This window comes from Streptomyces venezuelae (assembly GCF_008642295.1).
GTDB lineage: Bacteria > Actinomycetota > Actinomycetes > Streptomycetales > Streptomycetaceae > Streptomyces > Streptomyces venezuelae_C.
In genome coordinates, this window is the sequence record NZ_CP029190.1 from 5,002,984 (window position 1) to 5,021,411 (window position 18,428).

The window sequence follows — 18,428 nt, forward strand, 5'->3', positions numbered from 1 at the left end:
CGGACCCGAGCTCCGGGCGCGCACTCCTCTCTGACGCAACATCAGCCGAATAGCGCTACGACCTGGGGCGACCGAAGTAATTTCGGTCGCCCTTCGGTATTCCCGGGGCCCACCGGGAACGCATGGGCAGGACACGACGTCACCACTGACAGGAGTGCCTTCAGGATCAGGCCGGACCCGCGAGCGGTGTCCGGGTGCGGTGTTCCGCGCGGCGGGTGAAGATGTCCCTGCGGAACTCCGGTGCCGCAGGCCGCCGGCCCGGCGCCCGTGCCGGCCTGGTCCTGAAGGCACCCCTCCAGGGGGCGGGCAACCGTTCCGGCGGCGCCGCCGGAGTCCCGTCGCGCAATGTCCTCACGTGCGGCACTACGATGGGGCCTCCACCCACACACCCACCTCGCCGACCTGACAGCAGCCGCTATCAACTGGAAGGCCAGACGCTCCTCATGGGGAACAAGGGGAACTCAATGTCGTTCATCGGCCGTGACATGGCTGTCGACCTCGGGACCGCCAACACGCTGGTGTACGTGAGGGGCCGGGGGATCGTCCTCAACGAGCCTTCCGTGGTCGCCATCAACACGAACACCGGTGGCATCCTGGCGGTCGGCTCCGAGGCGAAGAAGATGATCGGCCGGACACCCGGCAACATCGTCGCCGTACGACCCCTCAAGGACGGCGTGATCGCCGACTTCGAGATCACCGAGCGCATGCTGCGCTACTTCATCCTGAAGATCCACAAGCGCCGCTACCTGGCCCGCCCGCGCGTCGTGGTCTGCGTCCCCTCCGGTATCACCGGAGTCGAGCGCCGCGCCGTCATCGAGGCGTCCACCCAGGCCGGCGCCCGTCAGGTGCACATCATCGAGGAGCCCATGGCCGCCGCCATCGGCTCCGGCCTGCCCGTGCACGAGGCGACCGGCAACATGGTCGTGGACATCGGTGGCGGCACCACGGAGGTGGCTGTCATCTCCCTCGGCGGAATCGTCACGGCGCAGTCCATCCGGGTGGCCGGCGACGAGCTCGACAACGCGATCATCCAGCACATCAAGAAGGAGTACTCCCTCCTCCTCGGTGAGCGCACCGCGGAGCAGATCAAGATCACCATCGGCTCGGCCTACGACCTCGACAAGGACGAACACACCGAAATCCGCGGCCGGGACCTGGTCTCCGGACTGCCCAAGACGGTCGTCATCTCCGCCGCCGAGGTCCGCAAGGCCATCGAAGAGCCGGTCAACGCCATCGTCGACGCGGTGAAGACCACCCTCGACAAGTGCCCCCCGGAGCTGTCCGGCGACATCATGGACCGCGGCATCGTCCTCACCGGCGGCGGCGCGCTGCTCCGCGGCCTCGACGAGCGGCTGCGCCGGGAGACCGGCATGCCCATCCACATCGCCGAAGACCCGCTCGACTCGGTGGCCCTCGGCTCCGGCAAGTGCGTCGAGGAGTTCGAGGCACTCCAGCAGGTCCTGGACGCCCAGCCGCGGCGATGAAGCCGCGGCGGTAAACGTTTCCCCTCCATCAGGGGACACGCGGAATACAAGGATCCGCCGTACGGGTGCTGCCGCTCCCGTGCGGCGGATCGTTGATATACAGGCAACTGAAGAATCCGATGAGGAAGGCACGGCCGCCGCACGTGAGGGACACACGAGAGAGCCGGCTGCTCCTGGTACTGCTGGTCGCCGTCGCGTTCGCGCTGATCACGGTGGACATCCGGGCAGGCGAGGAGTCGCCGGTCGACGGTGCCCGGCAGGCCGCCGCCGCGGTCCTGGGCCCGGTGGAAAAGGGAGTCGCGACCGCGGTTGACCCGGTCGCCAACGCCATAGGGGCGGTACGGGACTCCGGGGAGCGGCACGACCGGATCAGCGTGCTGGAACGCGAGAACGCCGCTCTCAAGGCCAAACTCGGCAGCGAGGACCGCAACCGCAGCCGGATCCGGGAACTCGACGACATGCTCAAGCGGGCCGGCGCCGGCCAGTACGGCATCAAGGGCGCCGAGGTCATCGCCATAGGAGCGGCCCAGGGCTTCTCCTGGACCGTCACCATCGACGCCGGCAGCAAGGACGGCATCCAGCGCGACATGACCGTCCTCAACGGCGACGGACTCGTCGGCCGGGTCACCACCGTCGGCCCCGACACGGCCACCGTGCTCCTCGCCAGCGACCCCGACTTCACCGTCGGCACCCGCCTGGAGAAGACCGGCGAGCTCGGTTTCGCCACCGGCCAGGGGGACCGCCCGCTGTCCGTCCAGATGCTCAACGGCAAGGCCAAGGTCAGCCCCGGCGACCGCCTGGTGACCTTCGGCTCCCGCGCCAACAGGCCCTTCGTGCCCGGTGTCCCGCTCGGCGAGGTGGTCCGCGTGGACCCGTCCGGCGGCGGCCTCACCCGGACCATCCACGTCCGCCCCTTCGTCGGCTTCTCCCGCCTGGACATCGTCGGCGTGGTCGTGGTCCCGCCCCGCGAGGACCCGCGCGACGCCGTCCTGCCGCCCAAGCCGGAGCCGCCGAAGCCCATTCCGACGGTCACCGTCACGGTCACCCCTTCCCCGAGCGTGTCCGGCAAGCCGGCCGACGCCGCCGACGAGTAGGAGCTGACCGCCATGCGTTTCAACCGGATCCTGCTCTCCTCCACCCTGATCGTGGTCGCCCTCGTCATCCAGGTCACCATCCTCGGCCGGCTCCAACTGCCCGGTGCCGTCCCCGACCTGATGCTGCTCACCGTGGTCGCCCTGTCCCTGGTGTACGGGCCGATGAGCGGCGCCATCCTCGGCTTCGGCGCCGGGCTCCTCGCCGACCTGGCCCCGCCCGCCGACCACGCCGCCGGCCGCTACGCCCTGGTGCTGTGCGTCATCGGCTACCTGGTGGGCCTCGCCCGCCCCGACAACGGCCGCTTCCGCTCCGCCTGGGGCCCGATGCTCACCGTGCTGGCCGCCGCCGTCGGCTCCATCCTGCTCTACGTCGGAGTGGGCGTCCTGGTCGGCGACACCGCGGAACGCCATGTCGGCCTCGGCAGCCTGCTGTTCAGCGCCGTCCTGTACGACCTGCTGCTGGCTCCGTTCACGGTGCCGTTCATCATGGCGCTCGCCCGCCGTGCCGAGAACGACCCGATGGCGGTGGAGGCCAACGGCGGCCCGCCCCAGGGCACCGACGTGTCCTCCGGCTGGCTTTCCGGCGGCACCGGACTGCGCATCGGCAGCCAGCGCGGCGGCCTGCGGCTGAAGACCGCCCGCAGCCGCGCCAACCGGGCCGTCCGCATAAAGGGCGTCAAGGGGATCAAGGGCGTGAAGAGCGTCAAGGGCATGAAGAGCGTGAAGAGCGTCAAGAAGCTGTGACGGGGGAGCACGACGCATGACGAACATTCCGGAGACCGGCCGCACCCCCCGGGTGCAGATCCGGCTCGTCATCATCCAGGTACTGGTGTTCTCGCTGCTGTGCACGCTGGGCGGCCGGCTCTGGTACCTGCAGATCCGCAACGGCCACGAGTACGCCGACGAGGCCAGGAGCAACCACGTCCAGCGCGTGGTCCAGCCCGCCGTGCGCGGCTCCATCCTGGACGCCCGCGGGGTCGCGCTCGCGGACAACGAGACCCGGCTGGTCGTCTCCGCGTCCCGTACCGAGCTGATGCGGATAAAGGACCGGGGCAAGGCCGTTCTGACCCGGCTCGCCGGCGTCCTGGACATGCAGCCGCAGGAGGTCATGGACAAGGTCCGGCTCTGCGACTCCCAGACCCCCAAGCCCTGCTGGAACGGCTCCCCGTACCAGCCGATCCCGGTCACCCTCGAAGCCACCACCCAGCAGGCCCTGCAGATCCGCGAGCGTCCCGAGGACTTCCCCGGCATCACCGCCGAACCCACCGCCGTACGCCGCTACCCGGCGCCCGGCGGAGGCCGCACCGCCCAGGTGCTCGGCTACCTCTCGCCGGTCACCGACGACGAGATCCAGAAGGCCAAGGACACCGCCTCGCCGCACCTGCGCTCCGACCAGGTCGGCCGCTCCGGCATCGAGCGCATATACGACAAGGATCTGCGCGGAAAGGCCCAGGTCACCTCGTACGAGGTCGACAACCTCGGCCGGGTCATGGGTGAGACGAAGTCCGACCCGGGCGTGGCCGGGTCCACCCTGGTCACCAGCATCGACGCCCGGGTCCAGGCCGTTGCCGAGTACGAACTCCACCAGGCGATGAAGACCGTCCGCAAGGAGACCGACAAGATCACCGGCCGCAAGTACGCGGCCGACGCGGGCGCCGTCGTCGTCATGGAGACCAAGACCGGGCGCGTGGTCGCGATGGCCTCCCAGCCCGACTACGACCCCAACGCCTGGGTCGGCGGCATCTCCGGTGCCGACTACGCCAGGCTCACCAGCGAGAAGTCCAACTACCCGCTGCTCAACCGGGCCATCCAGGGCCAGGCCCCCGCAGGCTCCATCTTCAAGGTGGTGTCGGCGAGCGCGGCCGTGCGGGCCGGCTACCCCTTCGACGAGAAGTACAACTGCAGCGCCTCCTACAACATGGGCGGCCGGAGCTTCGCGAACTTCGAGTCCAAGGGCCACGGCCCCATCTCCCTGGGCGACGCCCTCAAGTTCTCCTGCAACACCGTCTTCTACGCCCTCGGACACAAGGAGTGGCAGCGCGACGGCGGCCTCGAGCCCAAGAAGGACGCCCACGACTGGTTCTACCGGACCGCCCGCGAGTTCGGACTCGGCTCGGAGACCGGGATCGACCTGCCGAACGAGGTCACCGGCCGGATTCCCGACCGCCAGTGGAAGCAGAGCTTCTGGAAGGCCAACAAGGACTCCTGGTGCAAGCAGGGCAAGAAGGGCGGCAGCTACGTCGAGCAGATCGCCTATGAGAGCTGCCTCGAAGGCAACCAGCTGAAGGCGTACGACAGCATCAACTTCGCCATCGGGCAGGGCGACGTCCTCGTCACCCCCATCCAGATGGCCACCGCCTATGCCGCCATCAGCAACGGCGGCACCCTCTTCAACCCCACCGTCGGCAAGGCCGTGATCACCCCCGATGGCAAGACCCGGATGATCGAGCCCAAGGCCCACGGGAAGCTGCCGGTCGACGCCAAGACCGTCAAGGACCTCGACAAGGGCCTGCGCTCGGTGGTGGAGCCCGGCGGCACCGCCAACTGGCGGTTCCTCGGCTGGCCCCAGGACAGGATCCCGATGCGGGCCAAGACCGGCACCGCCCAGGTCTACGGCAAGCAGACCACCTCCTGGCTGGCGACCTACACCGACGACTTCACCATCGTGATGACGATCTCCCAGGCAGGCACCGGCTCGGGTGCCTCGGGCCCCGCCGTGCGCAACATCTACAACGCGATGTACGGCCTCACCATGTCCGGCAAGCAGGACCTCGGCAAGGCCCTGCTGCCCAAGCCGGAATCCAAGCTGCCCACCGTGCAGCCCGACGGCACCATCGTGGCCCCCGAGGTCAGGCCGTACGTGCCCCCGTCCCCGGAGGAGCTGGTGCCCCCGCTCGCCGGCCCGCCGCCCCTGCGACACGACTGAGCCGCTGATGCCGATCGCCAACAAGTTCTCCGTATCCCGGTACGCACCCCAGAAGGGCCCGCTCGCCCGGCTGACGGCCCGCGACTCGGTCCTGCGCCGGCTCGACTGGCCGATACTGCTGTCGGCGCTCGCGCTGTCGCTGATCGGCGCCCTGCTGGTGTGGTCCGCGACCCGGCACCGGGACACGCTCAACCAGGGCGACCCGCAGTACTTCCTCTGGCGCCACCTCCTCAACACCGGGATCGGCCTGGTGCTGATGATCGGAACGGTCTGCCTGGGCCACCGCAACCTGCGCGGAGCGGTGCCGGTCCTCTACGGGCTCTCGCTGATCCTGGTCGCGGCGGTGCTCACCCCGCTCGGCGCCACCATCAACGGCGCGCACGCCTGGATCGTCATCGGCGGCGGCTTCTCGCTCCAGCCCTCGGAGTTCGTGAAGGTCACGATCATCCTGGTGATGGCGATGCTGCTGGCGGCCCGGGTGGACGCGGGCGACCTGGTCCACCCCGAGCACCGGACGGTGGTCAAGGCGCTGTGCCTGGCCGCCGCCCCCATGGGCATCGTGATGCTGATGCCCGACCTGGGGTCGGTGATGGTCATGGTGGTCATCGTGCTCGGCGTGCTGCTGGCCTCCGGCGCCTCCAACCGCTGGGTGCTGGGGCTCATCGGCTCCGGGACGGCCGGCGCGATCCTGGTCTGGCAGCTGGGCGTACTCGACGAGTACCAGATCAACCGCTTCGCCGCCTTCGCCAACCCCGAGCTCGACCCCTCGGGCGCCGGCTACAACACCAACCAGGCGCGGATCGCGATCGGCGGCGGCGGCCTGCTGGGCTCCGGCCTGTTCAAGGGCCCGCAGACCACCGGACAGTTCGTACCGGAGCAGCAGACCGACTTCGTGTTCACGGTGGCGGGGGAGGAGCTCGGCTTCGTCGGCGGCATCCTCATCATCGGCCTGCTCGGGGTCGTGCTGTGGCGGGCCTGCGTGATCGCCCGGGAGACCACCGAGCTGTACGGGACGATCGTGGCGGCCGGGATCATCGCCTGGTTCGCCTTCCAGGCCTTCGAGAACATCGGGATGAACCTGGGGATCATGCCGGTGGCGGGCCTCCCGCTGCCGTTCGTGTCCTATGGCGGCTCCTCGATGTTCGCGGTGTGGGTGGCGGTCGGCCTGCTCCAGTCGATCCGGGTACAACGACCCTTGTCCGCCTGAGCAGATCCGATCATGACTGCGATCAGGACTGATCGGGGGCCGAATCTGTTCGTAACCTGCGCGTCAGCCTTCGTTCAGGACTAAATTCGGGCTATGGCGGACACCAAGCGGGAAATCGAGCGGAAATTCGAGTTCACGAAGGCCAAGGCCGAGCAGCGCGGCGTGCCGGACCTGACCGGAACGGCCGGCATCGCCGCCGTACTCGACCGGGGCACGGCCGACCTCGACGCCGTCTACTACGACACCCCCGACCAGCGGCTCGCCGCCGACGGCCTGACCCTGCGCCGCCGGACCGGCGGCGAGGACGCCGGCTGGCACCTCAAACTGCCCGTCGCCCCCGGCGTCCGCGACGAGGTCCAGGCCCCCCTCGGGGACACCGTTCCCGGGCCCCTCGCCGCCCTGGTCCGCTCCCGGGTGCGCCACGCCACCCTGCAACCCCAGGTCCGGCTGCTCTCCTCGCGCAAGGTCAGCCACCTCGTCGACGCCGAAGGAACCCTGCTCGCGGAACTCAGCACCGACGCCGTCACCGCCGAGCGGGACGACACCGCCGCCTCCTGGACCGAGGTCGAGGTGGAACTCGCCGACGGCATCGACCCCGCCCTCCTCGACGCCGTGGAGAAGAAGTTCAGGAAGGCCGGACTCAAGGTCTCCGGCGCCCCCTCCAAACTCGCCCGCGCCCTCGCCGAGACCGGCACCGAACCCCCCGCCCGCCCCGCCCCGGCCCCGCCGACGACACCGCCGGCGGCCACCTCCTGGCATACGTACGGGAGCAGGTCGACGCCCTGATCACGCAGGATCCGGCCGTACGCCGCAACCAGCCCGACTCCGTCCACCAGATGCGGGTCGCCGCCCGCCGGCTGCGCAGCGCCTTCAAGAGCTACCGCAAGATCCTGGACCGCGAGACCACCGACCCGATCGGCGAGGAGCTGCGCTGGCTCGGCCAGGAACTCGGCGTCGACCGCGACCAAGAGGTCCTTCACGAGCACGTCCAGACGGCGCTCGCCGATCTCCCCCGCACCCTCGTCTCCGGACCGGTCCGCCGCCGCCTCCGCACCTGGAACAAGACCCGCCGCTCCGCCTCCCGCCGCCAAGCCCTCGTTGCCCTCGACAGCGCACGCCATCTCGCTCTCCTCGACACCCTGGAGGGCCTGCTCGCCGACCCGCCGCTCCTCCCCGGGGCCGACAAGCCGGCCGCGAAGGCCCTGCCCAAGGCGGTCCTGCGCGACTACGGCCGCCTCGCCGCCCGCGTCGATCACGCCCTGTCCATGGACCCGGGGGAGGAGCGCGACCACGCTCTGCACGACGCCCGCAAAGCCGCCAAACGCGCCCGCTACGCAGCGGAAGCCGCCGAGCCCGCGCTCGGCAAACCCGCCAGGAAGCTTGCCAAGGCCATGAAGTCCGTCCAGAGCCTGCTCGGCGAACACCAGGACAGCGTGGTCGCCCGTGCCGCCCTCCTCGACCTGGCCCACCAGTCCAACGGCGCCGGCGAGCCCTCCTTCACCTGGGGTCTTCTCCACGGCCGCGAGCAGGCTCGTGCGGAACGGGCTGAACGCGACCTCCCGGACGTCTGGGCCGAGGCCTCGGACCCCCGCCTGCGTGACCTGTAGCGCTCACGCGGATCAGGGGGCGACTCCGGGCGGGTTACGCTAGAGAGTCGCCCCTGCCAGCTCACGAAGGTCGCGAGATGCCCGCCGAGTCCGTTTTTCCTCAGCTCGAGGCTTTGCTCCCGCACGTCCAGAAGCCGATCCAGTACGTCGGCGGCGAGCTCAACTCGACCGTCAAGGCCTGGGACGAGTGCGACGTCCGCTGGGCGCTCATGTACCCGGACGCGTACGAGGTCGGTCTCCCCAACCAGGGCGTCATGATCCTGTACGAGGTGCTCAACGAGCGCGAAGGCGTGCTGGCCGAACGCACGTACAGCGTCTGGCCGGACCTGGAAGCGCTGATGCGCGAGCACGGCGTGCCCCAGTTCACGGTGGACTCGCACCGCCCGGTCTCCGCCTTCGACGTGTTCGGTCTGTCCTTCTCCACGGAGCTGGGCTACACCAACATGCTCACGGCCCTGGACCTGGCCGGTATCCCGCTGGAGTCCAAGGACCGCACCGTTGACCACCCGATCGTGCTGGCCGGCGGCCACGCGGCCTTCAACCCGGAGCCGATCGCCGCCTTCATCGACGCGGCGGTCATCGGCGACGGCGAGCAGGCCGTGCTCGACATGACCGAGATCATCCGCGGCTGGAAGGCGGAGGGCCGCCCGGGCGGGCGCGAGGAGGTCCTCTTCCGCCTCGCGAAGACGGGCAACATCTACGTCCCGGGCTTCTACGACGTGGAGTACCTGGCCGACGGCCGCATCGGCCGCGTCGTCCCCAACCGCTCCGGTGTGCCGTGGCGGGTCTCCAAGCACACCGTCATGGACCTGGACGAGTGGCCCTACCCCAAGCAGCCGCTGGTCCCGCTCGCCGAGACCGTCCACGAGCGGATGTCGGTGGAGATCTTCCGCGGCTGCACCCGCGGCTGCCGTTTCTGCCAGGCCGGCATGATCACGCGCCCCGTGCGGGAGCGAAGCATCACCGGCATCGGCGAAATGGTGGAGAAGGGCCTGAAGGCGACCGGCTTCGAAGAGGTCGGCCTGCTTTCCCTGTCCTCCGCGGACCACACCGAGATCGGTGAGATCGCGAAGGGTCTGGCGGACCGCTATACGGACGACAAGATCGGCCTGTCGCTCCCGTCCACCCGCGTCGACGCCTTCAACGTCGACCTGGCCAACGAGCTGACCCGCAACGGTCGCCGGTCCGGCCTCACCTTCGCCCCCGAGGGCGGCTCCGAGCGCATGCGCAAGGTCATCAACAAGATGGTCTCGGAGGAGGACCTGATCCGGACCGTCGCCACGGCGTACGGCAACGGCTGGCGCCAGGTGAAGCTGTACTTCATGTGCGGTCTGCCCACCGAGACCGACGAGGACGTCCTCCAGATCGGCGACATGGCGGTCAACGTGATCGCCAAGGGCCGCGAGGTCTCCGGCCAGAACGACATCCGCTGCACGGTCTCCATCGGAGGCTTCGTCCCGAAGCCCCACACCCCGTTCCAGTGGGCCCCGCAGCTGTCGGCGGAGGAGACCGACGCCCGCCTGGAGAAGCTCCGCGACAAGATCCGCGGCGACAAGAAGTACGGCCGCTCCATCGGCTTCCGCTACCACGACGGCAAGCCGGGCATCGTCGAGGGCCTGCTCTCTCGCGGCGACCGCCGGATCGGCGACGTCATCCGCGCGGTGTACGAGGACGGTGGCCGCTTCGACGGCTGGCGCGAGCACTTCTCCTACGACCGCTGGATGCAGGCGGCCGAGAAGACCCTGCCCGAGTACGGCGTGGACGTGGCCTGGTACACCACCCGCGAGCGCACCTACGAGGAAGTCCTGCCCTGGGACCACCTGGACTCCGGCCTGGACAAGGACTGGCTCTGGGAGGACTGGCAGGACGCCCTGGACGAAACCGAGGTCGAGGACTGCCGCTGGACCCCGTGCTTCGACTGCGGCGTCTGCCCGCAGCTGGGCCTCGACATTCAGATCGGCCCCACGGGCAAGAAGCTGCTTCCGCTTTCGGTGGTCAACAAGTAGCGGTGCCTGATCCGTCGGCCCCGTCCACCGAGGACGGGGCCGACGGCGTCAGCGGACCAGGTCCGCGAATGCATCCTGCTTGATGATCAGGCGCTCCTCGGCATCGGGGGGAACGCTGAGCTCCAGCTCGACCTCCGGTGCTCTGGTCCTGGGGATTTTCGTGCGACTGACCCGGCAGGTGATTCCAGCCCGCCGCAGGTCGTCGGTCATGACTTCCTGTCCCTCGCGTTCCCACCGATCGCCGAAGGACTCACCACTCGCTGCGATGGTCCAATGCGGCTTGGCCTGCCGAAGTCCCAGCTCACCGCGCACGTACTCCCGTGTGCGTACCGGCTGCGCACCCAGTGCGGTCATGACCTGGGCGCGGAGCGCCCGGTAGACGGCATCCGGGTCAGGGGCGCCCAAACCCCCGCTCGGGCAGTTCCGGCAGCGCAGGTAGGCGTAGGTGCGGCCCTGGACCGCGGTCCGCTTGACCGTCATGTTCGTGCCGCAGTCCGTGCAGACCAGAACCCCGAGGAACGCGGTCGCTCCGCGCGGGCTGCGATGGGGCTGCGACTTGCTCCGCCTGTCGAGGGCGGTTTGCAGGGTCTGCCACTCGGCCTCCGTGAAGATCGGATCTGCCACGCGGACAGGGACGCCGTCCTTGTCACGGACGACCCTGGACCGGCGGACGCCGCCATCGTTTGCCTCCACGACCCGCAGTCCCATCAGCGCCGGGTTCCGCAACCTCCTCAGTAGCGTGCTGGTCGTCCACTGCCCACCGCCGCCGGTCGGAACCCCACCGCGGCTGAGCACGATGGTCATGCGACGTGCCGAGACTCCCCGCACTGCTGCGTCGTAACACCATCGGAGCACGCGCTGCGCCTGCGGCTCAATGACCAGCTTCCTGCCGCCATCGGTCACGTATCCGTAGGGCGGCTTCCCAACGAGCCAGTCCGACTGCGTTTTGGCGTAGTCCCAAAGGCTCGTCACCCTGGCGATCGTGCTGCCTGTCTCGATCTCCGCCAGAGTGCCGACGAACTTTGCCGTGGCCTGACCGAGCGGGGTGGACAGGTCGATGACGTCGTGCTTGGAGACCAGGTTCTTCCCATGGGCCGAACACCAATCGATCATGGCGCTGAGATCGGTCACCCGCCGGACGAAGCGGTCCATTTTCCAGAAGAGGATGACATCGAAATCCGGCACGCGGTCGTTCAGCCAGCGCCCCAGTTCCTTGCGCTGCCACGGCGCGACCCGGGTGGCCGAGACGTTGAGATCCCTGGCGACACCCACGACACGTAACCCCCGTTCCCTGGCCATGCTCCGGAGTTCGAGCTCCTGACGCACGGGCGACGTGGTGTCCGCGGTGAGAGCGGAGAGCCGCACCGATATCAGGGCGCGCGGGGCGTCCGCCGGAAGCGTGCTCTCGTCCCTCTGGAACGCATCGAGCATCGCCAGGTCGGGCTCTCTCCAGTGAACGCCCGCCGCATACGTTCCCTGCTTCTCGTCCATGGGTGTCATCACTCCGTGGCAACGACAGGTTCCGGCTCCGGTTGTGGGCGTGTGGGGTTCTGTCCGCAGATGGACACCCACATCCAGCCCCGCCCGCTTCCCGGCGGGGGCATATGTGTTCGAGGGGTGGTGAAATGTTTCTGCGGTGATGGGTCGTAGGTATAGTTTTTTCAAGGAGGTGGATATCCATGGCGAAGACTGTGATCGATCTCGATGAGGAAGCGCTCGCCCTTGCCGCGCAGGCGCTGGGGACGAAGACCAAGAAGGACACCGTGAACGCCGCGCTGGCGGAAATAGGAGCACGGGTCAGAAGGGAAAGGGCGCTCGCCAGGCTCCTTGCGCTTGATGAGGACGGCGCGTTCGACAAGGGGCGGGAGCCGGGCTTCAAGGAGGAGGTGCGCGGATCGTGGGAGAAGGCGACGGCCAGTTCCTGATCGACACCTCGGCAGCGCACCGCATCACCTTGCCCGGCCCGTATGCCACCTGGCGCGGTGCTATGGGGGCCGGCCGGATCGGGATGTGCGCGGCGACGGAGGTCGAGGTGCTGTACTCGGTGCGGTCGGCCGGCCAGTACGCCGAGATGCGCGACGCTCTCGGTGACCTCTACACCTGGTACGGGATCCCCGACGGGGTCTGGGCGGAGACCCTCGCGCTCCAGTCGACGCTGGCAGAGGCCGGGGCCCTGCGCTCCGCCGGACTCGTCGACCTCGTCGTGGCGGTGACCGCCCGGCACCACCGGCTCACCGTCCTGCACTACGACCGGGACTTCGAGACGATCGCGAAGCACACGGATCTGCGGACCCGCTGGCTCGCGGAACCCGGAAGCATCGACTGAATGTCCTGACGGGCATGAACATGCACAACACACAGCCTCCGGCAGCGGCCGGGGGCTGTCTCGGCGGGGTGGCCAAGGTCGTGGCCGTCCTCGTGGTCCTGCCCCTCCGGGCGGTCTGGGTGTGCTTCGTCTGGGTCTGCCGGGTGATCGGGCGGTATCTGCTGGCGCCGCTCGTCACCTATGTGCTGGAGCCGGTGGTCCGGTTCACCGGGTGGGTGCTCGGGTGGGTGCTGCGGATCTTCGTCGGGTGGCCCTGCCGGTTCCTGTGGCGGTATCTCCTCAAGCCCGTCGGGCAGTTCCTCCATCTGTATCTGCTCGCTCCCGTGGGGCGGTTCCTCTTCCGCTGGGTGCTGCAACCCCTCGGGCACGCCGCCGTGTGGCTGGCCGGGGTGCTGATGGAGTACCTGTTCGCGCCCCTGTACCGGTACGTCCTCACGCCCCTCGGGCATCTGACCGTCTGGGCCTGGGACATCGCCGGGCGGATCCTGAGGGTCCTCGGCTGGGTGCTGATCGGCTGGGCGGCGGTCAAGGTCTACACGTACGTGCTCAAGCCGCTCGGCCACATCCTGCGCGATGCCTGGCGGGCCGTCCGCGCGGCAGCGCGCGAAGCACGCATCGCCCTGTTCGGGTAGAGGTCGCAGGCAGCCGGGCGGAACCGGCGAGGGCACGGGCGCGTACTCTGGGTAGTACGACAGCCGTAGGCGCGGCCCAGGAGCCGCCCCCGCTGCGCAAGACGTCACAGGGCGGAGCCTGAGCGCTCGCGCCCCGCACAAGGAGAAGAACCACTGGGCAAGCGACAGCCCGAAGGCCCGCCACCCGCACCCGCGGTGCAGCGCATCCGACTGCGCTACACCAAGCGCGGTCGCCTCCGGTTCACCAGCCACCGAGACTTCCAGCGTGCCTTTGAGCGGGCCCTGCGCCGCGCCGAAGTGCCGATGGCGTACTCGGCCGGCTTCACCCCCCACCCGAAGGTCTCGTACGCGAACGCCGCCCCCACGGGCACCGGCAGCGAGGCCGAATACCTGGAGATCGCGCTCACCGCGCACCGCGACCCCGAGCGGCTCCGCGAGCTGCTCGACGAGTCGCTGCCCGCCGGGCTCGACATCACCGACGCCGTCGAGGCCCGCACCTCCGGCCTCGCCGACCGGCTCACCGCGTCCGTCTGGGAGCTGCGGCTCGACGGCGTGGAGCCCGCCGACGCCGAGCAGGCCGTCACCGCCTTCCTCGCGGCCGAGACCGTGGAGGTCCAGCGGCGCACGAAGAACGGCATGCGGACCTTCGACACCCGGGGGGCCGTGGCGAGCATCGAAACGCATCCCGCTCCGGCTGCCCCGGCTGATAGGCCGCAGGACAATGCCTGTGCGATACTGCGGCTGGTTGTTCGGCACGTGACACCTGCCGTCCGACCCGACGACGTCCTGTCCGGTCTCCGAGCTGTGGCCGACCTGGCGCCGCCGGTCCCCGCAGCGGTGACCAGGCTGGCGCAGGGGCTCTTCGACGAGGAGTCCGGCACGGTGACCGACCCGCTCGCGCCCGACCGCGAGGCTGTCACGGCCGCCCCACCCACGGCCGCCGTAGCCGCCGCCGCGAAGGCGCCGGAAGGTCCCGCCGCGTAAGGACGCGTTGCCGCGCAGCCCTGGTACTCGGGAGCCACCTGGGTCGGGCCGCGCACAGACCTGAAGACTTCCGCCAGGCCGTGCACATCTTGCGTACGGAACCGGCGGCCATGGACCTACAGCTCCCGTGAGGCGAACGCGCCCCGGAGGCCGGTTCCGCGCACAGCGCACGGAACCGAGCCGGACCGGATGTCAGCCGCGGCGCCCGGGAGCGTGACGGGAGAACCGCCCGCATGCTCGACAACGAAATCAACGAAAACCCCGCCGCCGGAGCCGACAGCCCCAGCGACAACCTGCCGCCGCGCCGGCGCCGCCGCGCGGCGTCCCGGCCGGCCGGCCCGCCGGGAGCCACGGCCGCCGCCGAGGCCGCTCCGGTCACCGAGGCCGTCGAGGCCGCTCCGGCTCCGGTCGCTGCCGCCGAAGAGGCTCCGGCTGCTGCTCCGGCGCGTACGCGTCGTCGGGCCACTCGTGCTGCGACCGCTCCGGTCGCCGAGGCTGCTCCGGTTGAGGCCGTCGAGGCCGTCGAGGCTGCTCCGGTGGTGGAGCCGGTGGCGGAGGAGGCCCCCAAGGGCCGTACCCGTCGTCGTGCCACCCGTGCGGTGGCGGCGCCCGCCGCCGAGGCCGCTCCGGTCACCGAGGCCGTCGAGGCCGCTCCGGCTCCGGTCGCTGCCGCCGAAGAGGCTCCGGCTGCTGCTCCGGCGCGTACGCGTCGTCGGGCCACTCGTGCTGCGACCGCTCCGGTCGCCGAGGCTGCTCCGGTTGAGGCCGTCGAGGCCGTCGAGGCTGCTCCGGTGGTGGAGCCGGTGGCGGAGGAGGCCCCCAAGGGCCGTACCCGTCGTCGTGCCACCCGTGCCGTGACCGCGCCCGCCGTCGAGGCCGCTCCGGCCGCCGAGGCCCCGCAGGCGCAGGCCCCGCAGGAGACCAAGGAAGTCGCCAAGGCGACCGTGACCGTGGCCGACGCCATCGACGCCCCGAAGGGCCGTGGCCGCCGCCGCGCCACCCGCGGCACCGCCCCCGCTGCTGCCGCCGCCCCGCAGGCCGAGCCGGCCGCCGCCCAGCCGGAGGCCGAGGCACCCGCGCCGCGCACCCGCCGTGCCGTGCGTCCCGCCGTCGCCGTCTTCCAGGCGCCGGTGTTCACCGAGCCGATGTTCCAGACCCCGGAGACCGCCGCCGCGGCTGCCGCTGCCGCCGCCGCACAGGTCGAGGCGGAGGAGGTCGAGGAGGAGCTCGCCGAGGAAGCCGAGACCGAGGCCGTCGCCGAGGTCCAGGCCCCGGCCGAGCAGCCCGCCGGCCGCCGCCGTCGCCGCCGTGGCGGTGCCGTCGCGCCCGAGCCGGTCGTCGAGGAGGCTCCCGCCGAGGAAGCCGCCGAGGCCGAGGCCGAGGAGTTCGAGGAAGAGGAGACCGACGAGACGGGCGAGCGTCCGTCCCGCCGTCGCCGCCGCGGTGGCCGTCGCCGTCGTCGGGGCGAGGCTGCCGAGCTCGACGAGTCCTCCGAGGAAGAGGCCGAAGAGGCCGAGGAAGAGCACGAGGAGTCCGAGGAGGAGGAGTCCGAGGAGGGCGCCGCGCTCGGTTCCAGCTCCAGCCGCCGTCGCCGTCGCCGTCGCCGTCGCTCCGGTGACGCCGGCCCCGAGGCCGAGACGGGCGAGGAGGACGGCGTCCGTACGGTCGTCAAGGTCCGCGAGCCGCGCCCGGCCCGGGAGAAGGCCGAGTCCGGTGCCGGCGCGGACGAGGTGCAGTCCATCAAGGGCTCCACCCGCCTGGAGGCGAAGAAGCAGCGCCGCCGCGAGGGCCGCGAGCAGGGCCGCCGCCGCGTCCCGATCATCACCGAGGCCGAGTTCCTGGCCCGCCGTGAGGCCGTCGAGCGGGTGATGGTCGTGCGCCAGAACGGCGACCGCACCCAGATCGGCGTCCTCGAGGACAACGTGCTCGTCGAGCACTACGTCAACAAGGAGCAGGCCACCTCGTACGTCGGCAACGTCTACCTGGGCAAGGTCCAGAACGTGCTGCCCTCGATGGAGGCCGCCTTCATCGACATCGGCAAGGGCCGCAACGCCGTCCTGTACGCCGGTGAGGTCAACTTCGAGGCGCTCGGCATGGCCAACGGGCCGCGCCGCATCGAGTCCGCCCTCAAGTCCGGCCAGTCGGTCCTGGTGCAGGTCACCAAGGACCCGATCGGCCACAAGGGCGCCCGCCTCACCAGCCAGGTCTCGCTGCCCGGCCGCTACCTGGTCTACGTGCCCGAGGGCTCGATGACCGGCATCAGCCGCAAGCTGCCCGACACCGAGCGGGCCCGTCTGAAGACCATCCTCAAGAAGATCGTCCCCGAGGACGCGGGTGTCATCGTGCGCACCGCCGCCGAGGGCGCGAGCGAGGACGAGCTGCGCCGCGACGTCGAGCGTCTGCAGGCCCAGTGGGAGGACATCCAGAAGAAGTCCAAGCAGATCTCGACCTCTTCGCCGAGCCTGCTGTACGGCGAGCCGGACATGACCGTCCGGGTCGTGCGCGACATCTTCAACGAGGACTTCTCCAAGGTCATCGTCAGCGGTGACGAGGCGTGGCAGACCATCCACGGCTATGTCTCGCACGTGGCCCCGGACCTGGCCGACCGGCTCTCGCGCTGGACCTCCGAGGTCGATGTCTTCGCGACGTACCGGATCGACGAGCAGCTCGCCAAGGCGCTCGACCGCAAGGTGTGGCTGCCCTCGGGCGGCTCCCTGGTGATCGACAAGACCGAGGCGATGGTCGTCATCGACGTCAACACCGGCAAGTTCACCGGCCAGGGCGGCAACCTCGAGGAGACCGTCACCCGGAACAACCTGGAGGCGGCCGAGGAGATCGTGCGCCAGCTGCGGCTGCGCGACCTCGGCGGCATCGTCGTCATCGACTTCATCGACATGGTGCTGGAGTCCAACCGGGACCTGGTGCTGCGGCGCATGCTGGAGTGCCTGGGCCGGGACCGTACGAAGCACCAGGTCGCCGAGGTCACCTCGCTGGGCCTGGTCCAGATGACCCGCAAGCGGGTGGGCCAGGGCCTGCTGGAGTCCTTCTCCGAGACCTGCGTCCACTGCAACGGGCGCGGTGTGATCGTGCACATGGAGCAGCCGACGGCCGTCGGTGGCGGTGGCAACGGCAAGCGCGCCAAGAAGCGCGGCGGCCGGGCCCACGAGCACGAGCACGAGGGCGTGGAGGTCGTCGAGGCCGTGGAGACGGTGGCCGAGGTCGAGGCGGAGGTCGCCGAGCCGGTGGCGCTGCCGGAGCCGTCGTTCGTCCCGGACGAGGAGCTGTACAGCAGCCCGGCCGAGGCCGAGGCCGCCGCGGGCCTGAGCTCGCGCCGCAACCGCCGTCGCGCCACCCGTAAGGCCACTGCTCCGGCCGGCGCCCCGCGCGGCGCCGCGGCCCCGGTCGCCGAGCCGGTCGCGGTCGTCGAGACCGTGGCGGAGCCGGTCGTGGAGGCGGAGCCGGTGACCGAGCCCGCGGACACGGTCCTGGAGCCGGCCGCGGAGGTCGTCGCCGAGGCCGTCGCCGAGCCGGTCGTGGAGGCCGCACCGGCCCGGACCCGGCGCCGGGCGACCCGTAAGGCCACCGCTCCGGCGGGGGCGCCGAAGCAGGCCGAGACCGTGGTGGAGGCCCCGGCCGCCGAGCCGGCCGAGGTGCCCGAGCCCGTCGTGGCGGCTCCGGCCGAGCCGGTCGCGGCGGCCGAGCCCGAGCCGGTCGTGGAGGCCGCTCCGGCCCGTCCGCGGCGCCGGGCGACCCGTAAGGCCACCGCTCCGGCCGGTTCGCCGGCGGGAGCCGAGGCCGCGGTCGTGGTCGTGACGGCTCCGGAGGCCGCCCCGGCCGCCGCCGAGCCCGAGGCCCCGGCCGCCGAGGAGGCGGCTCCGGTCAAGAAGACGGCGGCGCGCAAGACGGCTGCCAAGAAGGCCCCGGCGAAGAAGGTGACGGCCGCCAAGAAGACGGCCGCCACCAAGAAGACGGCGGCTGCGAAGAAGACCACGACGGCCAAGAAGACCGTGAAGAAGGCAGTGGCGAAGAAGACCGCGGCGGCGGAGCAGCAGTCGCTCCCGTCCGTCTCGGCCGCCACCGACGAAGCCTGATCCACCCCGTCCGGTTCGGCTCCGCCCGGCACCCCTGTGGTGCCGGGCGGAGCCGTTCCCGTTCCCGGGCG

At 70.6% G+C, this 18,428-nt stretch carries 12 protein-coding genes and 1 pseudogene; 12 read left to right on the forward strand and 1 reads right to left on the reverse strand.

Annotation, left to right across the window (positions count from 1 at the left end; genetic code table 11):
• The first annotated feature begins 464 nt into the window (after positions 1–464).
• The 7 genes and pseudogenes from DEJ50_RS22465 (at position 465) to DEJ50_RS22495 (ending at position 10,324) form a co-directional block, all read left to right on the forward strand.
• A complete protein-coding gene (locus DEJ50_RS22465) occupies positions 465–1,484 on the forward strand; it encodes a rod shape-determining protein (protein ID WP_125647420.1) in 1,020 nt (339 codons plus the stop codon).
• Between the two features lie 143 nt (positions 1,485–1,627).
• Positions 1,628–2,578: a rod shape-determining protein MreC gene (mreC, locus tag DEJ50_RS22470; protein ID WP_150209772.1), complete on the forward strand. Its 951-nt coding sequence runs from the start codon at positions 1,628–1,630 to the stop codon at positions 2,576–2,578.
• Positions 2,579–2,590: 12 nt separating this feature from the next.
• Positions 2,591–3,322, forward strand: a complete 732-nt coding sequence (mreD, locus tag DEJ50_RS22475) for a rod shape-determining protein MreD (RefSeq protein ID WP_150209774.1) — start codon at positions 2,591–2,593, stop codon at positions 3,320–3,322.
• Positions 3,323–3,338: 16 nt separating this feature from the next.
• The gene (gene mrdA / locus DEJ50_RS22480; protein WP_150209776.1) at positions 3,339–5,504 is read left to right on the forward strand and encodes a penicillin-binding protein 2; all 2,166 of its coding nucleotides are present in this window, start codon (positions 3,339–3,341) and stop codon (positions 5,502–5,504) included.
• A gap of 7 nt (positions 5,505–5,511) precedes the next feature.
• Complete coding sequence (rodA, locus tag DEJ50_RS22485) at positions 5,512–6,711, forward strand: rod shape-determining protein RodA (protein ID WP_150209778.1); 1,200 nt, start codon at positions 5,512–5,514, stop codon at positions 6,709–6,711.
• Between the two features lie 93 nt (positions 6,712–6,804).
• Positions 6,805–8,318, forward strand: a pseudogene (locus DEJ50_RS22490) (CHAD domain-containing protein).
• Positions 8,319–8,395: 77 nt separating this feature from the next.
• The gene (locus DEJ50_RS22495) at positions 8,396–10,324 is read left to right on the forward strand and encodes a TIGR03960 family B12-binding radical SAM protein (protein ID WP_150209780.1); all 1,929 of its coding nucleotides are present in this window, start codon (positions 8,396–8,398) and stop codon (positions 10,322–10,324) included.
• A gap of 48 nt (positions 10,325–10,372) precedes the next feature.
• Here the strand turns inward: DEJ50_RS22495 and DEJ50_RS22500 are convergent, their stop codons facing one another.
• Positions 10,373–11,815 carry a recombinase family protein gene (locus tag DEJ50_RS22500; RefSeq protein ID WP_150209782.1) on the reverse strand — a complete coding sequence of 481 codons (1,443 nt, stop codon included), beginning with the start codon at positions 11,813–11,815 and terminating at the stop codon, positions 10,373–10,375.
• A 188-nt stretch (positions 11,816–12,003) separates the two neighbouring features.
• Here DEJ50_RS22500 and DEJ50_RS22505 point away from each other — a divergent pair, with 188 nt between their 5' ends.
• The 5 genes from DEJ50_RS22505 to DEJ50_RS22525 all read left to right on the forward strand — a co-directional run bounded on the left by DEJ50_RS22505 (position 12,004) and on the right by DEJ50_RS22525 (position 18,357).
• Entirely contained in the window at positions 12,004–12,249 is a 246-nt protein-coding gene (locus DEJ50_RS22505; protein WP_223837872.1) for a type II toxin-antitoxin system VapB family antitoxin, read from the forward strand.
• On the forward strand, positions 12,222–12,650 hold the full coding sequence (locus DEJ50_RS22510; RefSeq protein ID WP_190344619.1) for a PIN domain nuclease: 429 nt from the start codon (positions 12,222–12,224) through the stop codon (positions 12,648–12,650). The genes DEJ50_RS22505 and DEJ50_RS22510 overlap by 28 nt, the downstream gene beginning before the upstream one ends.
• A 14-nt stretch (positions 12,651–12,664) precedes the next feature.
• Positions 12,665–13,282, forward strand: coding sequence for a hypothetical protein (locus tag DEJ50_RS22515; protein WP_150209785.1), 618 nt, complete (start codon positions 12,665–12,667; stop codon positions 13,280–13,282).
• 195 nt (positions 13,283–13,477) lie between these two features.
• Entirely contained in the window at positions 13,478–14,266 is a 789-nt protein-coding gene (locus DEJ50_RS22520; protein WP_150209787.1) for a TIGR03936 family radical SAM-associated protein, read from the forward strand.
• Between the two features lie 233 nt (positions 14,267–14,499).
• The gene (locus DEJ50_RS22525) at positions 14,500–18,357 is read left to right on the forward strand and encodes a ribonuclease E/G (protein WP_150209789.1); all 3,858 of its coding nucleotides are present in this window, start codon (positions 14,500–14,502) and stop codon (positions 18,355–18,357) included.
• The last annotated feature ends 71 nt before the right edge of the window (positions 18,358–18,428 follow it).